The organism is Actinomycetota bacterium (assembly GCA_009923495.1).
Classification (GTDB): Bacteria; Actinomycetota; Actinomycetes; order S36-B12; family UBA5976; genus UBA5976.
Genome location: RFTJ01000015.1, coordinates 1 through 17,101, shown reverse-complemented (window position 1 = coordinate 17,101; position 17,101 = coordinate 1). Strand labels below are relative to the sequence as shown.

Genomic DNA, 17,101 nt, shown 5'->3' with positions numbered 1-17,101 from the left:
GTTGTTTTCAGCCCAGCGAGCGCCGATGATGCAACCCGCAAAGCCCGATTATGCTGGCGACACTGAGCACGACGTTCCAAATTTGAATTTGCCTAATCTTTTAACTTTTCTTCGTCTGCTCCTGGTGCCAGTATTCGCCTTCCTGCTACCTCAATCACAGGAGTCAGAATCAGTGCGCTGGTGGGCAACTGCTGTTTTTGGCGTTGCATCGTTAACCGACCTTATAGACGGCTATGTGGCTCGCAAATATCGATTGATAACCAACTTAGGCAAAATCGCTGATCCGATTGCAGATAAGTTGCTGATTGGTACCGCGTTGATAGCGCTCTCACTTGAACAGACGGTTTCCTGGTGGTTTACCGCTGTAATTTTAAGTCGAGAGATTGCCATCACCCTGCTGCGATTTAAGGTGATAAATCGAGGGGTGATACCGGCCAGTCGCGGTGGAAAAGCAAAAACAATTAGTCAGATAGTTGCCATTTTGGCCTATTTAGTTCCACTCTCTGGCAACATTGACTTCGTAGCACTTGTGGCAATGTGGACAGCCGCAATTTTGACCATAGGCACTGGAATCGACTACTTAGTTCGGGCTTACCGCCTACCAGTTCAACAATCATCAGATGAGGCACTTAAATGAGCGAAACATTTGATTTGGCGCTAAAGATTGTTAAAAAACTGGAAGGACGCACAGTAGCTACCGCGGAGTCAGTAACCGCAGGTTTGGTTGGCGCAGCATTAACTGCAGTGCCGGGAGCGTCAGGCGTCTATCGCGGTGGATTGATCCCTTACGCCACTGACTTGAAAGCGAATTTGCTGGACATTCCGCCCTTCACAATGTCGCACGGTCCAGTCAGTGGTGAGGTAGTTGCCGCCATGGCAGTAAACGCTGCTAATTTACTTGATGCCGATTTTGGTATCGCGACCACTGGCGTAGCTGGTCCAGACTCCCAGGACAATCATGAGGTGGGAACTGTCTATGTCGCGGTCTTTCGGCGAGGCCGGGCAGGCATGGATGTTCTTAGTAAGGTAGCTAAACTGCAGTTAACGTCAGCCCATGCTGATCCAGTAGCAGCGCGCGAAGATATTCGAAGTCAGGCAGTTGTGGCCGCACTAGAACTACTTGATGCCGCGGTGCCAACTGCTGAATAGTCCGTAAATTCTCAGTAATCTTTGACAATTCTTGTTTAGGTAACCGCATATTTAACACTTTCTTAATCTGGAGCGGAATACAGAGTCAGTCCTGTGTGTTATGAATAGTGTTATGAAAACAGAAACCGCCTCTAAAGTACCGACTAGCCCGATAATTCTGACTAGCAAAATTCCTGCACCTCAAATCCTGCGCACCGGGAAAACGCCAACACCAACCCGAACCACCGAAGTAAAGCCGATTTTGCTTCGCCGAGTTATCGGAGAGCAGTTGCGCAAGCACCGTAGTGATCAGCATCGAACACTGCGCGAAGTGTCACGAGTTGCTCAAGTTTCACTTGGCTACCTCAGTGAAGTTGAGCGAGGACAAAAGGAAGCATCCAGTGAACTACTTGGCGCCATCTGTCGCTCGCTGGACATTCCGCTAAGTGTTCTCTTGGCTGATGTAGCGGTTGAAGTGGCTCGGTGTGAGTCTGGCTTTGATTTCACAACGGCTTCACTAAGTTAAGTTTCACTGATTTCAGAGTGACCTAGTTCCAAATGCGCTTAACCGATTTCTGGCAACGAATGGAGGAAGCGCTGGGCACAGCGTATGCCAGATCTTGGGCTGCAGACTTTCGAGTCGCTGCGTTAGATTATCGAACAGTAGAGCAGGCCTTAGCCGATGGGGAAGACACCCAAGCGGTTTGGCGTGCAGTGCACAAGACACTCGAGCTTGAGGCGAAATATCGCTGAAATCTGCGAAATTGCCAGGTTTAGCCCAGTTGTCACTGGGTAAGTTAAAAAAATCAAGGGGAGTACCCTCAATGCTGCATGCTCGTCAGCACGCCACCGATGTTAAGTGGCCGGGCATCGGGTCGGTTAATCCGATAGTGGGAGACCTTGTGTCTTATGTGTCTTGGACACATATCCACAAGGAGGATCCGTGGACGTCTCATTAGTTGGCTGGTTGGCACTTACCGGAGCAATTTTGGTAATGCTGGCTATCGACCTGTTTTTCCATCGCGAACCAAAACCAATTGCGTTTAAAGAAGCTGCTGCTTGGTCCGTGCTATGGGTCGTGATAGCCCTTGTTGCTGGTGGAGTGATTGGCGCCATTTACGGTTCTGAATTTTGGTGGCAGTACTTAAGCGGTTATTTGATCGAAAAGTCACTGGCTGTCGACAATGTCTTCATCTGGGCACTAATTTTCTCATACTTTGCGGTTCCGAGTCGGCTACAACATCGAGTGCTGTTCTATGGAGTTCTGGGAGCTCTAGTATTTCGTGGAGTATTGATTGCCGCTGGATCAGTTTTGCTTGCCAGCATCTGGTGGATGATATACGCGTTCGCAATCTTCTTGATTTTTACGGGTATCAAAATGTTGCAGCACCGCAATGAAGAGCTTGATATTGAAAATTCTCGAGCACTTAAGTTCGTCAATCGATTCATTCCAATTAGCACCACCTATGAAGGGGAAAAATTCTTCGTTCGTCAGAATCGCAAGCTAACTGCAACGCCACTTTTCGCGGTATTGCTTTTAGTTGAGATCATGGATGTGGTCTTCGCGGTTGATTCAATTCCGGCGATTTTTGCCGTAACTGAAGAGCCATTTATCGTCTTTGCAAGCAACGCCTTTGCGATCCTAGGTTTACGCGCGATGTACTTCTTGCTAAGTGGCTTGATGGACCGTTTCGTTTATCTAAAAATGGGCCTGGCTGTGATCATGCTCTGGGTCGGCGCGAAGATGATTTTGTCGCATTCGGTAGTGAAGATACCTACCTATGTGAGCCTTGGCGTAATTATTGCGGTGCTGACCGTTACGATTGTGGCAAGTCTTAGGGCAACTAAGAAGGTTGATGTGCCTAATGGATAAGCAGCAATTGCACAGGTCTTGGAAGCACCTTCCGCATCCAATTCGCTGGGTTATCGTGGCCACGATAGGTGGCACACTCTTGGTTGCCGGCTTGGTTTTCCTGGTCTTACCCGGACCAGGACTGCCACTCATCATCGCCGGATTAGCTGTTCTAGCAACTGAGTTTGCTTGGGCGCAGATCATGTTGCATCGAGTTAAAGAAAAGAGTCGGGCGGTGGCCGAAAAGGCCAAGAACAGCCTCAAGAGTCGCAAGTCTTCAAGTTAGCCTCAGTGGCAGATAAACTCGCAGGCGTGGCGCCATCCAATCCAGACAGATCCGCATACTTTCCGGCGATTGAAAAGAAGTATGGCCTACCGATGAGCCATTGGTTTGACCAGATGGAAAAAGTAGCCGGCCAGAAGTATCCAGAACAGATTGCTTTCTTGCGCGAAAACTTCGGCTTTACCCAGGTGCATGCCAATGCACTTGTGCTTTACACCCGCGGCTCTAAGACCTCTAAACGATACAACTCAGTCGAGCAGTACTTGGCGCAATTTGATGAAATAAAACAAGCCACGGTTCAATCCATTTTCGCCGCCATCAAGAGCAAGTACCCCAAGCTCGAGGAAGTCATTGCCTGGAATCAGCCGATGTTGAAATCCGGTACGCAGTATGTCTTTGGGGTCACGGTGCTTAAGAATCACATCCTGCTGGCCCCATGGAGCAAAGAGGCACTAGATGCTTTCGCCGAGCGCCTGGCGGGCTACGAAGTCAATAAAAAGACTTTTAAGGTCCCAGTTGACTGGAAAGTGGATAAGAAATTGCTGCGAGATTTAGTGGCTGCCAGACTTCGGGAAATAGATGTTTGAGAACCAAACTCACAGCCAACTGCGATAAGGTGATGTTGTCGTAAGGAGTTTCCGTGTTCTTATCTTCCAGATTCTACAAGGTTTTTAGCTGTTTCCTTATTGCACTTTTAGCGCTTGCGCCTCAGGTGGTGCAGGCAAAATCACCCAAAACAATTAAGGGTAAAGCGACTTACTTTTGGGAAGTTGATCGCAAAATAGATTCTGCCATCCTGGCCGATACTGCGTATTTCAAGTTCTACATGATATCTACGACCTTGACTTATGACGTCACTGAAATAGCTACTGGTGATCAAGTGGCTATTGAACTTGGCAGTAAAAAAGTTTCCACTGGGGCTTCATTATCGAAAAATGGAGGAATGCTTATCTCACTCGAAATTAATGGTGAAAAAATTCCCCCAGGAGAATTGATGGGCGCTTCCGACTTGATGTACACCAAGGTGGCAGGTGACACTTCGGTCAAGGTAACCATCGTTCAGCAACCTAAAGAGTTCTCTTCTACGTCTGCCAAGCAGGGGAAGTTTGGCGAAGTGCGAATCGTGCCAACCGTAACGATAACTCACATGGTGGAAGATCTGGAAAATCCAGGTGAATATATTCCGCAGTCTGATGCCACGATAGAAGTCGATAGTCAAACAGCAGGTGTGTCTGGGTTAGAAACCATTTTCACTGTCGCACATTATGGAACCTCGGTGACCTTGCCGGCCAATGCCACCGGCGCATTCGGTGATGTTGAATGGCAGCCTTCTGGAACATTAGCGAAAAATACAAAAATAACCGCGACCAACCTCAAAATAAAGAGGATAGCTCCAGGACAAAGCGTAGCGAAGAACGTTCCAGTGACTTGGTGCGATTCCAAGAATAATTTTTGTCGATCCAAGCCCGCTGATCTAACGAAGGGCTATTTTTCATTGGGTGCTACCAATGCAAGCGGCTCGATTTGGCTTGAGGCAAAAGGGAATACATTGAAGTTGAAATTTGCGACAAAAAAGGTTTCTTTATCGCAAGGTGTTTCGGTCAGATCGGGTTTGACTCAGGGGACTGTTTTGAGCATGGACACAATAACCGTTACAAAGTAGTAGATTTCTGCGCTAGTTCGGCGTGTCGCTTTCTATTCGAACAAATGTTCGATAAGGTTTTGCCTAACCACAAGGGTTTTCACCGGTTCACAGCCTCCGAATTCCCACATGACAGGCAACACTCGGGTTCCTGTCGGTGGCCACCGATAACTTTCAATCACCCAAGTAAGTCCGACACGAAACCGCAAGGAGACCCCAATGGCAACAGCCAAGTCAAATGCTCGCGAGACTACTCGTATGGCATCTACTGCAAACAATCGCGAGCAGGCACTTGATACTGCCTTAGCTCAGATTGAACGCCAGTTCGGCAAAGGTTCGATTATGCGCCTTGGCCAGGAAGAGCGAGTGCCTGTCGAAATCATTTCCACCGGATCTGTGGCTCTGGATGTGGCACTGGGTATTGGCGGTCTGCCACGTGGCCGAGTTGTCGAAATCTATGGCCCCGAATCGTCCGGTAAAACCACTTTGGCGCTTCATGCAATTGCTAGTGCTCAGAAAAACGGTGGGATCGCAGCATTTGTTGATGCTGAGCACGCATTTGATCCAGAGTACGCAGCAAAACTTGGTGTTGACATTGACAGCCTTCTGGTCAGTCAGCCAGACACTGGTGAGCAAGCACTTGAGATTGCTGACATGCTAATTCGCTCTGGCGCCCTCGACATCATTGTCATTGATTCAGTAGCTGCATTGGTGCCACGAGCTGAAATTGAGGGCGACATGGGCGATAGCCACGTTGGCTTGCAGGCGCGACTGATGTCGCAGGCGCTGCGCAAGATTACCGGCGCTCTTAGCACCAACAACACAACTGCTATTTTCATCAACCAGCTTCGCGAGAAGATTGGTGTGATGTTCGGCAGCCCAGAAACGACAACTGGCGGTAAAGCGCTAAAGTTCTACGCATCAGTTCGCCTAGACATACGCCGTATTGAAACTTTGAAGGATGGAACCGAGCCAGTTGGTAACCGTACCCGTGTGAAAGTAGTTAAAAACAAGGTTGCACCTCCGTTCAAGCAGGCCGAATTCGACATCCTTTACGGCGAAGGCATTTCTCGCGAAGGTGGCATCATTGACATGGCCGTTGAGCACGGGATTGTGCGCAAAGCCGGCGCTTGGTACACCTACGATGGCGACCAGCTTGGCCAGGGTAAAGAGAATGCCAGACAGTACCTTAAGGACAACCCAGGATTAACCGACGATCTTGAGCGTCAGATTAAAGAAAAACTCGGTGTTGGAACTTCAAAGGCGGAACTGACCGTAGTTTCAGAGCCAGAAGAAGATACCGAAGAATAGAAAAGGTGTAATGTCGGCGAGCAGTAATCCTAACTAGCTACTCGCCGACATTATTTTTTTGATAACCGTGCAACTCGTTGAACCAGAATCAGCCAAGGACTTGGCGCCGGCCAATCCGGTTTCGGTGGCAAATAACATCGCGCTGCGCCAACTTTCGATGAGCCCTAAAACTCGCTGGCAACTTGAGCAAGTCTTGACCAAACGGGGGAGTGCTCCCGAGACCACCAAAGTTGTTATTGATCGGTTGGTTGAACTGGGTTACGTAGACGATTTGGCTTATGCCAGAATGTTCATTCGCAGTAAAACAGCAAGCAAGCATTTAGCAAAACGCGCTTTGAGTTACGAACTCACTAAATGCGGCATAGCAAAAGACCTAATCGAACAGGCTCTTGCCGAAGTAACCGAAGACGATGAATGGACAACAGCGCGAAATCTGGTCGCCAAGAAACTGCGCTCCATGTCTGGTTTGTCGACCGAGGTAATCACGCGACGGTTACTTGGGGCACTTGCTCGAAAGGGCTACAGTTCGCAGATAAGTACGGTCGTTGTCCGAGAAGCACTGGCAGAACAAGCTCAATAGTTACGCCTAAACTAGATGTCATGACTAGCACTGGCACTTATGAAGTCCGCACTTTGGGCTGCCAGATGAATGTTCACGATTCCGAGCGAATCGCAGGCCTTCTTGAGGCAAACGGTTACCAGCCAGCGGCGCCGGCCGAAGTAGCCGATGTCATTGTTTTTAACACTTGCGCGGTCCGTGAGAACGCCGACAACAAACTTTATGGCCTACTCAGTCAGTTAGTGCCGGTTAAAAAGAAGAACCCACGACTACAAATCGCCGTCGGTGGCTGCCTAGCCCAAAAAGACCGAGGCGAGATTATTGCGAATGCTCCAAATGTTGATGTGGTTTTCGGCACTCACAACATTGACGCTCTGCCAGTTCTATTGGAACGCGCTCGAATTGAAGAAGAAGCACAGGTAGAGATTTTGGAATCACTTGATGTGTTCCCATCAACTTTGCCGGCTCGTCGCGATAGTGCGGCTAGTGCTTGGGTGAGTGTAAGTGTCGGTTGCAACAACACCTGCACCTTTTGCATTGTCCCGGCTTTACGAGGTCGTGAAAAAGATCGTCGCCCAGCTGACATCTTGAACGAAATCAAGGTACTTGTGGATCAAGGTGTTTTGGAAATAACACTTCTGGGTCAAAATGTAAACGCATATGGCGTTGAGTTTGGTGACCGATACGCATTTGCTGATTTGCTACGCGCTTGCGGACAAATCTCGGGCCTTGAGCGAGTGCGATTTACAAGTCCACATCCACGAGATTTCACTGACCACGTGATTGCGGCGATGGCTGAAACCGAAAATGTAATGCCACAACTGCACATGCCACTGCAGTCGGGTTCGGATCGAATCTTGCAAGCAATGCGTCGCTCATATCGGCGTGAAAAGTATCTAGGCATCATCGAGCGAGTACGCGCTGCCATGCCAGATGCTGCCATCACTACCGACATCATCGTTGGCTTCCCAGGCGAGACCGAAGAAGACTTTTTGCAAACCATGGATCTTGTCCAGCAAGCCCGATTCATGAATGCGTTTACCTTCCAGTACAGCAAACGTCCGGGCACGCCAGCTGCCGTAATGCCAGATCAGGTTCCTGCCGAAGTTGTGCAAGAACGGTATGAACGCCTGGTCGCGCTCGGTAATGACATCTCGTGGGATGAAAACAAGACTTTTGTCGGACAGACAGTCGAAGTGCTAGTAGCAACCGGAGAAGGCCGCAAAGATGAAGCAACAGGCCGAGTATCTGGCCGGGCTCGCGACTATCGATTAGTGCATGTCACTAAGACTGATGCGACTGGCCAAGTTCATAACATTCGACCTGGTGACATCGTGACGGCGCGGGTCACCCACGCGGCGCCGCACCATTTGATTGCTGACGACCTTCTGAGCGTTCGTCCAACTACGGCTGGCGACATGTTCGAAGCCGGTTCTCGACCTGTTACAGAAGGCGAAAAGCCAGCACGAACTTCAGGGCTGATTACTCTAGGTCCAGTTTCCTAACTGGCCGGACATTTCAAAATGCTCCCCGTCATCGTCATTGTGGGCCCAACGGCAGTTGGTAAATCAGACTTGTCACTAGATCTGGCACAAGAACTTGATGCCGAAATCATCAATGCCGACAGTATGCAGTTGTATCGGGGCATGGACATTGGGACGGCGAAAGTTCCAGTCGCTGAGCGTCGGGGGATTGTTCACCACATGCTCGACGTTCTGGATGTAACCCAAACTGCAAATGTCGCTGACTATCAACGCCAGGCTCGAGCGTTAGTCGAGCAAATACAGGCTCGTAGCAAGCGCGTAGTTGTGGTTGGGGGATCGGGACTCTTCATTCAGGGCCTACTTGAAGATTTACAGTTCCCAAGTAGTGACCCTGAAGTGCGCGAACGGCTAAGCGCCGAAGCTGAGCGACTTGGCGCTGAAGTGATGTATCAAAGATTGGTCGACATTGATCCGCAAGCTGCGCAAAACATTTTGCCAACTAACGTGAGACGAATTGTTCGCGCGCTAGAAGTAATTGAGTTAACGGGTCAGGCACCGACGACAACCTTGCAGCAACTTCCAGAAGTAATTCCTAGTATCCGGATTGGGTTGCGTCGCGATCGCGCTGATCTTGATCAGCGGATTGCCGACCGAGTGGAATTGATGTGGAACCAAGGCTTAGTTGCCGAAGTACAGTCGTTAGAGAAAGTCGGATTACGTGAGGGTCTGACCGCATCCAAAGCGCTTGGATATGCCCAGGTTCTCGATTTCTTGAATGGCGAAATAACCGAGGCCGAAGCCAAGGAGCGCACAATTAGTTCCACGCGCCGGTATGTTCGCAGACAAGAGTCTTGGTTTAATCGAGACTCGCGAATTCAATGGCTAGAAGCGGATTCTGAATCGCTGCTTAGCCAAGTCAAGGCTTTAGTACAGCCTGAGCCTGCGGCTCAATAAAGCGTTTAGACTTAACTTAATGACAACTCAGCGAATACCTTTTCTGAAGGCACATGGAACCGGCAATGACTTTGTCGTGATCTCTGGGTTGACCACCGACTTCAATCCAACTGCAGAACAAGTCGCTGCAATATGTGACCGACATCTAGGAATCGGTGCTGACGGGTTGCTGCGCGTGGCTAGAGCCAGTGAATTCGGAGCCCACGACGCGCAGTGCTTTATGGACTATCGCAATGCAGACGGTTCAGTTGCCGAAACTTGTGGCAACGGATTACGAGTCTTTGCTCGCTACCTAGTCGAGAACCAACTCGAATCACCAGGTTCATTCAAAATCGGAACCCGTGCCGGAACAGTTACGGCACACATAGATCCAAATGATGTGACTTTTGAAAACATCGCGATCGAAATGGGCTTACCAGGTGGCTCACTGGTCAATGAAGTCCCGAAAGTGACCACAGAAATATCTAGTTGGCCTGCTACTGCAGTATTCATGCCAAACCCTCACTGTGTTGCAATTGTTGAAGACGTACATGCCGTCGGTGCACTACACGAGCCACCACATCTAGCACCTCGTGAGATTTTCCCGAGTGGTGCCAATGTTGAGTTCATCGCACCGATAACCGAAACTCGCATTGCGATGCGCACTTTTGAGCGCGGTGTTGGCGAGACCTTGTCCTGTGGGTCAGGTGCCTGCGCGGCCGCACACGTTTGGGCAACCAAGAACAACCTGCCTGCAAATTGGTCGGTCCAAGTTGATGTTCTAGGTGGCACAGTTCACGTTGATTGTCATACTGACGGTTCGTTGATTTTGCGTGGGCCAGCCGAATTTGTAGCCGATGGCTACCTCATCGGAGATCAATGGCAGATTTCCTAACAAGTCAATCGCCAGAGCCAAATGACGGTGAACTGGATCTTGAGGCCAGAGCGGCGTTGCGTCGTGTTGCGGGCCTTGGCACTGAGCTCAAAGACGTCACCGAAGTTGAATACCGCGAAATACGTCTTGAACGAGTCGTGTTAATCGGAGTTTGGTCTGAGGGAAGTTACGAACAATCAACACGTTCGATGGCTGAGTTAGCGGCCCTGGCCGAAACAGCAGGTTCACAAGTTTTGGATGCGCTGATTCAACGTCGGGATCGGCCAGACCCTGCAACGTATATTGGCTCAGGAAAGCTTCAAGAGCTTCGACAAATAGTGATGGATAGCGAAGCTGACACTGTTATTTGTAATGGTGAACTATCACCAAGTCAGTTGAGCAAGATGGAATCTGTGGTCAAAGTAAAAGTTGTAGATCGCACTTGGCTAATTCTCGACATCTTTGCTCAACATGCGCGAAGTCGTGAAGGTAAAGCGCAAGTAAGCCTTGCCCAAATGCAATACATGCTGCCTCGTTTGCGCGGTTGGGGCGAATCATTAAGCCGGCAGTCGGGTGGTCGAGTTGGCTCGCAAGGTGGCGGAATCGGAACTCGCGGTCCTGGTGAAACCAAACTCGAAACAGACCGTCGGCGCATCGGCAAATCAATGGCAAAGTTGCGTCGCGAAATTGCACAAATGCATACCGCTCGCATTACCCAGCGAGCCGCGCGCCACCGCAGTGCAGTGCCCAATGTAGCGATTACCGGATACACCAATGCCGGCAAAAGCAGTTTGTTAAATCGGATGACTGGGGCTGGAGTACTGGTTGAGAATGCGCTGTTTGCCACCCTTGATCCAATTGTGCGCCAAGCGCGAACGCCATCTGGTCGGGAATACACTCTGACCGACACCGTTGGGTTCGTCCGGGAACTCCCGCATCAACTTGTAGAAGCATTTCGGTCAACCCTGGAAGAGGTGGCAGATGCAGATTTGATATTGCATGTTGTCGATGGCTCCGACCCAGACCCTGAAGGACAGCTAAGTGCCGTTCGCTCGGTATTGGCCGAGATTGAAGCCACAAACATTCCAGAGCTAGTGGTAATAAATAAATCGGACGCGGCCGATCCATTTGTCTTAGACCGCCTTCTGCTTCGCGAACCAAACAGCATCGCAGTATCAGCCTTAACGGGATTCGGTATCTCTGAACTACTCGCACTGATTGAGGTCCAACTACCTGACCCTCAAGTAAACATCAAGGTATGCATTCCTTATCAACGAGGCGACCTACTCGCACGGGTCTATAGAGAAGGTTCCGTGCTATCGCGCACCGACACCGAAGTTGGGTCAGTCATTATTGGTAAAGTACCTTCAGCGATGGCCGATGAACTCCAATCGCTTCCAAACTAAGGGCGATGGCATTGAGTGAACTAACGGTCGAGCAGGCTTTGGCGGCCGTAGTTGAGAGTTTTGGCGGACTGCGCCGCGAAGGACAACATCAAATGGCAACCGCCATCGCTAAGGCTATGGAGTCTGGGGAACATCTGTTGGTCCAGGCTGGTACCGGTACGGGCAAGTCTCTGGGCTACTTAGTTCCGGCCATTATTCGCGCTGCTAACGGGTCCAAGGGCAGTAGTGCTAGTCGGACAATTGTTGCCACCGCAACGATCGCTTTGCAACGCCAATTGGTAACTAGCGACCTACCTAAAGCAATGGTGGCCCTTGCGCCAGTTCTGCCTCATGAAGTCAATTACGCAGTTTTAAAGGGACGCAACAATTACGTGTGCCTAGATAAGTTCAATCGTGACGCCGGAACTGACTCTGCAGAAGAGAGCCTCTCGCTTTTTGAAGAGAGTACTTCTAAGTTGGCTCGCCAGGCTAAAAAACTGCGGACCTGGGTGCTAAATACCGAAACTGGCGATAAGGACGACTTCGGCGATGAAATTGACGCACGACTCTGGCGCAGTCTGAGTGTTTCTGGACGGGAATGTGTTGGCAAAAGCAAGTGTGTTTGGGGCGAGAAATGTTTTGCCGAATTAGCTAGGGACAAGGCCTACCAGAGTGAAATTGTGGTAACTAATCACACCATGCTCGCCCTTGATGTAATTGAGCAGGTTCCCATCTTGCCCGATCACCAAGTTGTGGTAATCGACGAGGCGCACGAGTTAGTTGATCAAACTACCAAGGCGCTCTCTGGTGAACTTACGGTTTCAGCCGTGGAGCGTGCAGCTGGCCTCATTCGAAAATACATTCAACCCGCAACGCATACCCGAATACTTGAAGTTGCTGATGACTTGGGTCGAGTGCTTGATGGGTATGAAACGACTTATTCCATTGAACGCATCCCAGAAGTGGTTGGCTCACTGCACGCCTGCCTCACTGATGTGCGAGATGTTTGCAAAGTCGCCAGCGGTGAAATGACTCAGTCCAGTACCGATGATCCAGAAACCGCAGCAGCAAAACAGCGAGCAAAAGTGGCGATCAGTGAAATTTATGAAGTAACCGGAGCGCTTCTTGGCACAGACGAGCACAGTGTTACCTGGCTAGATAAAACTCGCAGTCCAATTTTGCATCATGCCCCGTTGAGTGTTTCAGGCTACTTACGCGAAGCATTGTTTAAGGAAAGCACCGTGGTGTTAACAAGTGCAACACTGCAGATTGCTGGCACGATGGATGACACTGCGCGCGCTGTTGGACTAATCGCCGAGAAGAAGGTTCCTGAATTTGAGGATGCCGCACCGGATGAGGACGACCCGTGGGGCGAGAATCAAATCGACTGGAACTCTTTAGATGTCGGCAGTCCGTTCGATTATCAACGACAAGGAATTTTGTACTGCTCGGCGCATCTGCCAAGTCCGAGTCAAGACGGTGTGGCTGAAGAAGTTTTCGATGAACTAGCGGATCTAATAACTGCTGCAGGTGGTCGAAGTTTGTGTCTGTTTTCCTCATGGCGGTCAGTTGAGCGAGCGGGTGAGTACTTGGCAATTCGGTTGGCTGGGCGCTCTGACATCGAGTTAATCGTTGCCAAGCGCGGCGACCCAACACCAGCGCTAGTTGAAAAATTTAAAGCGAATCCGCAGGCAGTGCTTCTAGGTACTCGCTCTTTCTGGCAGGGTATCGACGCACCAGGTGCAACCTGCACCTTAGTTACCATCGACCGTATCCCGTTTCCAAGACCTGATGAACCGGTGTATGCAGCTCGGTCGGCTCGGGCTGACGAACTGGGTGAAAGCGGATTTAACTCAGTCTCTATTCCACGAGCAGCGTTGTTACTCGCTCAAGGTGTTGGCCGGTTAATTAGGACGATGGATGATCGCGGAGTCGCAGCTGTTCTGGATAGTCGACTGGCAACAGCGCGCTATGGTGCAAAGTTGCGCAAGTCATTGCCTGAAATGTTCTGGACCACGGATAAGGATTCGGTCGTAGCTGCGCTGAAGCGGTTGGACGAGCAAAATTCCTAGCCAATTCTGATTTAACTTACGTTTAAGATTGCAACTGTATAGTGCAGGAGGGAAGTAGGTAATCGTGAATATTGCTAAAAGAGTCCGGCAAATTATTACAACAGTAATTCTGGTGTTGGGACTGGCCGCATGTGGTCAGCAGCAGAAAGCTACGCCACAACCCACCGGAACTGCCGAATTCTACGAATCGCTTAGAACCAATAATTTGGTTGGCTTGGATTACATGAGTCCCAAAGGCGCGGTGCAACTCGGTGGCCTAGTTTGTGACAGTTTGCGGGCAAACCGCAGTGTGATGTGGGTGATTAAAAACATTGTTACGTTAAATGGCGCCAATACACCACCGAATTTTACGCCAGAAGATCGTACGAAATTTGCCATGGGAATTATCGCGGGCTCAGTAACGCACCTTTGCCCGGATCAAAAAGACTACGTCCTGTCGCCTGAAAAATAACGACGGACTCAGACCTTACGAAGTACTGAAACAACCTTGCCCATGATGGTTGCCTGATCACCCATAATCGGCTCGTACGCCGGGTTGTGTGGCATTAACCAAACATGACCGTCTCGCTTCTTGAAAGTCTTAACAGTCGCTTCATCATCAAGAAGGGCAGCAACTATGTCGCCGTTTTCACATGTGGGTTGCGAACGCACCACTACAAAATCACCATCACAGATAGCCGCGTCAATCATTGAGTCGCCCTTGACTTTGAGCATGAACAACTGTCCATCACCAACTAGCGATTTTGGTAGTGGAAAAACCTCCTCGACCGCTTGCTCGGCTAAGATCGGTCCGCCTGCAGCTATCTGGCCGACTAGTGGTACGTAGGCAGCACTTGGCACTAAATCGCCCTCGGCTAAGTGCTCAGGTAGGCCAGTTGCTGGAGTAATAATCTCGAGTGCGCGGGCCCGGGTAGCATCGCGATTAATAAAGCCCTTCTCGCCTAAGATCTTCAATTGATAGGCGACCGAACCCGAGCTGGTTAAGCCAACTGCCTCACCGATTTCGCGCATACTTGGCGGATAGCCACGCTCTGCGGTAGCAGTACCGATGTAATCGAGAATCAGCCGCTGCCGAGCGGTCAAACCATCGCTGCCTTCGGCGGAGTCTGGCAGCGACACAACATTTTGCTCGCTAGTTATTGGGGTATCGGTCGAATTTCCCATAATTAAAGCCTTTCTTGGCGTCTTGACTCGACTTTAGAGCATCTTTTGGACAAAATCAAACATTTGTTCAAAAAATAGTTGCAATGTGTCGGGGACATGGTGTACAAATTGAACATAGGTTCTAATCGAACAGATGTTCGAACAGAATAAGGCACGTAAAACAGGAGATATCATGGCAAGCAGTACAGTTTCAGCGGCGACTGGATTGAGTTCAACTCGGTCACATTTACGACTAGTTGATGCCAACGAGGTAGCCCGGATCGCCCAAGTGCGCAAACTCCAATGGGAAGCCCTTCAAGCAGGGCATAGCACTCCAATTCGTCTAACTAAGCGTGGCAGGCGAGTGGTAGGCCTATTGATTCTGCTACCTCTGGCAGTCGTGATGTGGTTTTCTGCCGGCCGTGGGGCCATAGCAGCAGGCACCGCCCCGACGGTTCACACCGTAGTTGTTCAGCCGGGTCAGTCCCTTTGGGACCTGGCAGTTGAGGCAAACCCCCTCGCTGATCCTCGAGAGACTATCTTCAGAATCAAGCAATTAAACGGTTTTACAGGCAGTGAGCTGGTTCCAGGTCAGGGTGTCCTCGTTCCTGCTGGCAACTAATTCCCCTGTTTCCAGCCTCGGCGACACGCCGAAAATGACCGATATTTACAATCTGCTTGCATTGTTTAAAAACTACCCCTAAAGTGGCACATCTAGTGGTTATACATGTGTGGCAACACCACATATTGTGTTTCAATCCCCACAGGATATCCCCAAGGTGTCCCCAAGATTGAAGCAGATTTTGGTGAAAACCCTGTCACAACAGGCACTTTAGTCACATTTGCACCACTAGTAACACCAGTAACAACGAAACCGGTTGAGCTTAGACCCAACATCTAGGGGTTAATCGGTTCGAATCGCCAAAGGAGGCTCGAATGCATTGTCCATTCTGTCGCCATGACGATTCGCGAGTGGTGGATTCACGCAGTAGTGATGACGGCAACGCCATTCGTCGGCGTCGTGAATGCCCACAGTGCGCTCGACGATTCACGACTGTCGAAACGATCACGTTGCTGGTGATGAAGCGAAATGGCGTCTCGGAGCCATTTAGCCGCGAGAAAGTTGTCAGTGGAGTACGTCGCGCCTGTCAAGGTCGGCCAGTTTCCGAAGACGACCTTGCGATCTTGGCCGCCAAAGTTGAGGACACAGTGCGTCAATCAGGCAGTGCTGAGGTACCGAGCCACGAAGTGGGCCTAGCCATACTAGGACCACTTCGCGAATTAGACGAAGTTGCATATTTGCGATTCGCAAGTGTGTACCGTTCGTTTGATTCACTAGGGGACTTCGAACTAGAAATCGAAGACCTAAGAACGAGCAAATCGGTATCCGCCGGACCACCGATTTAACCAAAAACTTTGCTTCCCCAAAGCACTTCCCATGCCAACCGAACATAACTAAACAACAAAATAGAAAATGTGTTCCTGGGGTAAGCGTTAATCGTGAAGCGGCAACACGATGCAAACTCGTAGGACTCAATAGGAGGAGAAATGACCGACATGGTCAACGCACCAACAGGTGCACCAGGCAAGACCAAGGGCAAGGGCCTAACCATGACTCGGTTGTACACAACTGAAGGTGTGCATCCGTACGACGACGTTACGTGGGAAGCACGCGATGTAGTGCAGACAAACTGGAAAACTGGCGAAACTGTTTTTGAACAACGCGGTGTCGAATTTCCAGATTTCTGGAGCATTAATGCGTCCACAATTGTGACAACTAAGTATTTCCGTGGCGCTGTTGGCACACCACAGCGTGAAACTTCACTGCGTCAGTTGATTGACCGGGTAGTTCTAACTTACACAAAGGCGGGTCGCGAGTACGGTTACTTCGCCACGCCAGCTGATGCCGACATCTTCGAACACGAGCTCACCTGGATGTTGCTGCACCAGGTGTTTAGTTTCAACTCACCGGTCTGGTTCAATGTGGGAACCTCCTCACCACAACAGGTCAGTGCGTGTTTCATTCTCAGTGTTGACGACACGATGGATAGCATTCTGAATTGGTACAAAGAAGAAGGCATGATCTTCAAGGGTGGATCAGGTGCCGGGCTAAACCTCAGCCGCATTCGCTCAAGCAAAGAGCTGTTGAAGGGTTCTGGTGGCACCGCGTCCGGTCCGGTCTCATTCATGCGCGGAGCTGACGCGTCTGCCGGAACTATTAAGAGCGGTGGCGCAACTCGTCGCGCTGCCAAGATGGTAGTTCTCGACATCGATCATCCAGACATCGAAGAGTTCATCGAGACCAAGGTGCGCGAAGAAGACAAGATTCGGGCACTGCGCGATGCTGGCTACGACATGGATCTTGGTGGCAAGGATATCGTTTCAGTCCAGTACCAAAATGCAAATAACTCAGTTCGTGTTTCTGATGATTTCAT

At 50.2% G+C, this 17,101-nt stretch carries 20 protein-coding genes; 19 read left to right on the top strand and 1 reads right to left on the bottom strand.

The window, feature by feature from the left end:
• Positions 1 to 25 precede the first annotated feature (25 nt).
• The 16 genes from pgsA to EBS36_05700 all read left to right on the top strand — a co-directional run bounded on the left by pgsA (position 26) and on the right by EBS36_05700 (position 13,974).
• Positions 26 to 637: a CDP-diacylglycerol--glycerol-3-phosphate 3-phosphatidyltransferase gene (gene pgsA / locus EBS36_05775; GenBank protein ID NBU32658.1), complete on the top strand. Its 612-nt coding sequence runs from the start codon at positions 26 to 28 to the stop codon at positions 635 to 637.
• Positions 634 to 1,149 carry a CinA family protein gene (locus EBS36_05770; GenBank protein NBU32657.1) on the top strand — a complete coding sequence of 172 codons (516 nt, stop codon included), beginning with the start codon at positions 634 to 636 and terminating at the stop codon, positions 1,147 to 1,149. The genes pgsA and EBS36_05770 overlap by 4 nt, the downstream gene beginning before the upstream one ends.
• A 112-nt stretch (positions 1,150 to 1,261) precedes the next feature.
• Complete coding sequence (locus EBS36_05765; protein ID NBU32656.1) at positions 1,262 to 1,654, top strand: XRE family transcriptional regulator; 393 nt, start codon at positions 1,262 to 1,264, stop codon at positions 1,652 to 1,654.
• A 32-nt stretch (positions 1,655 to 1,686) separates the two neighbouring features.
• Positions 1,687 to 1,881, top strand: a complete 195-nt coding sequence (locus EBS36_05760; GenBank protein ID NBU32655.1) for a DUF3046 domain-containing protein — start codon at positions 1,687 to 1,689, stop codon at positions 1,879 to 1,881.
• A 190-nt stretch (positions 1,882 to 2,071) separates the two neighbouring features.
• A complete protein-coding gene (locus EBS36_05755) occupies positions 2,072 to 3,001 on the top strand; it encodes a TerC family protein (protein ID NBU32654.1) in 930 nt (309 codons plus the stop codon).
• Entirely contained in the window at positions 2,985 to 3,266 is a 282-nt protein-coding gene (locus tag EBS36_05750) for a hypothetical protein (protein ID NBU32653.1), read from the top strand. Before EBS36_05755 ends, EBS36_05750 begins: the two co-directional genes overlap by 17 nt.
• A 26-nt stretch (positions 3,267 to 3,292) precedes the next feature.
• Positions 3,293 to 3,850, top strand: coding sequence for a DUF4287 domain-containing protein (locus EBS36_05745; protein NBU32652.1), 558 nt, complete (start codon positions 3,293 to 3,295; stop codon positions 3,848 to 3,850).
• A gap of 53 nt (positions 3,851 to 3,903) precedes the next feature.
• Positions 3,904 to 4,926, top strand: coding sequence for a hypothetical protein (locus tag EBS36_05740; GenBank protein NBU32651.1), 1,023 nt, complete (start codon positions 3,904 to 3,906; stop codon positions 4,924 to 4,926).
• Positions 4,927 to 5,163: 237 nt separating this feature from the next.
• On the top strand, positions 5,164 to 6,216 hold the full coding sequence (gene recA, locus EBS36_05735) for a recombinase RecA (GenBank protein NBU32650.1): 1,053 nt from the start codon (positions 5,164 to 5,166) through the stop codon (positions 6,214 to 6,216).
• A gap of 157 nt (positions 6,217 to 6,373) precedes the next feature.
• Positions 6,374 to 6,796 (top strand): regulatory protein RecX, encoded by a 423-nt coding sequence (locus EBS36_05730; protein ID NBU32649.1) that lies wholly within the window; start codon positions 6,374 to 6,376, stop codon positions 6,794 to 6,796.
• Between the two features lie 20 nt (positions 6,797 to 6,816).
• Positions 6,817 to 8,280 carry a tRNA (N6-isopentenyl adenosine(37)-C2)-methylthiotransferase MiaB gene (gene miaB / locus EBS36_05725; protein NBU32648.1) on the top strand — a complete coding sequence of 488 codons (1,464 nt, stop codon included), beginning with the start codon at positions 6,817 to 6,819 and terminating at the stop codon, positions 8,278 to 8,280.
• An 18-nt stretch (positions 8,281 to 8,298) separates the two neighbouring features.
• Positions 8,299 to 9,213 (top strand): tRNA (adenosine(37)-N6)-dimethylallyltransferase MiaA, encoded by a 915-nt coding sequence (miaA, locus tag EBS36_05720; GenBank protein NBU32647.1) that lies wholly within the window; start codon positions 8,299 to 8,301, stop codon positions 9,211 to 9,213.
• A 19-nt stretch (positions 9,214 to 9,232) separates the two neighbouring features.
• Entirely contained in the window at positions 9,233 to 10,087 is an 855-nt protein-coding gene (dapF, locus tag EBS36_05715) for a diaminopimelate epimerase (protein NBU32646.1), read from the top strand.
• The gene (hflX, locus tag EBS36_05710) at positions 10,072 to 11,472 is read left to right on the top strand and encodes a GTPase HflX (GenBank protein NBU32645.1); all 1,401 of its coding nucleotides are present in this window, start codon (positions 10,072 to 10,074) and stop codon (positions 11,470 to 11,472) included. Before dapF ends, hflX begins: the two co-directional genes overlap by 16 nt.
• Positions 11,473 to 11,477: 5 nt before the next feature.
• The gene (locus EBS36_05705) at positions 11,478 to 13,523 is read left to right on the top strand and encodes an ATP-dependent DNA helicase (GenBank protein NBU32644.1); all 2,046 of its coding nucleotides are present in this window, start codon (positions 11,478 to 11,480) and stop codon (positions 13,521 to 13,523) included.
• 61 nt (positions 13,524 to 13,584) lie between these two features.
• Positions 13,585 to 13,974 (top strand): DUF732 domain-containing protein, encoded by a 390-nt coding sequence (locus tag EBS36_05700; protein ID NBU32643.1) that lies wholly within the window; start codon positions 13,585 to 13,587, stop codon positions 13,972 to 13,974.
• Between the two features lie 8 nt (positions 13,975 to 13,982).
• Here EBS36_05700 and lexA read toward each other — a convergent pair whose 3' ends face one another.
• Entirely contained in the window at positions 13,983 to 14,687 is a 705-nt protein-coding gene (lexA, locus tag EBS36_05695) for a transcriptional repressor LexA (protein ID NBU32642.1), read from the bottom strand.
• Between the two features lie 172 nt (positions 14,688 to 14,859).
• Here lexA and EBS36_05690 point away from each other — a divergent pair, with 172 nt between their 5' ends.
• The 3 genes from EBS36_05690 to EBS36_05680 all read left to right on the top strand — a co-directional run.
• Entirely contained in the window at positions 14,860 to 15,288 is a 429-nt protein-coding gene (locus EBS36_05690; protein ID NBU32641.1) for a hypothetical protein, read from the top strand.
• Positions 15,289 to 15,602: 314 nt separating this feature from the next.
• Positions 15,603 to 16,073, top strand: a complete 471-nt coding sequence (gene nrdR / locus EBS36_05685) for a transcriptional repressor NrdR (GenBank protein ID NBU32640.1) — start codon at positions 15,603 to 15,605, stop codon at positions 16,071 to 16,073.
• Positions 16,074 to 16,214: 141 nt separating this feature from the next.
• Positions 16,215 to 17,101: vitamin B12-dependent ribonucleotide reductase (locus tag EBS36_05680; GenBank protein ID NBU32639.1), on the top strand; the 887-nt coding region annotated here is incomplete at its 3' end.